Here is a 304-nt window from a genome sequence, read left to right on the forward strand (position 1 = left end):
TTGGGTTTAATATCGTTTTGTTTAGATGCGATGAATTGAACCCTCTCGGCGACCACTTCAGTAACATATACATTTTTACCCTCTTGATTTTCGTATCTCCTTGTCTGTATTCTGCCTGTGATACCGATTAAGGCACCCTTTTTACAGTACTGAGCAGTATTTTCAGCAGACCTTTTCCATATGATGCACTGTACAAAGTCCGCCTCATATTCACCAACAGTATTACGGAAGTTCCGGTTGACTGCTAACGTTATATTGGAAACAGCCTTGCCGTCTGGTGTGTATCTTAATTCGGGATCCTTCG

The 304-nt window shown here is 41.8% G+C and carries 1 protein-coding gene; it reads right to left on the reverse strand.

Annotated elements, in window-relative coordinates; genetic code table 11:
• Positions 1-304 (reverse strand): single-stranded DNA-binding protein (gene ssb / locus SB773_RS30955; RefSeq protein ID WP_410594075.1); only part of this gene is annotated, 304 nt, incomplete at both ends.

The organism is Bacillus sp. SIMBA_074 (genome assembly GCF_046534555.1).
GTDB classification, from domain to species: Bacteria; Bacillota; Bacilli; order Bacillales; family Bacillaceae_G; genus Bacillus_A; species Bacillus_A mycoides.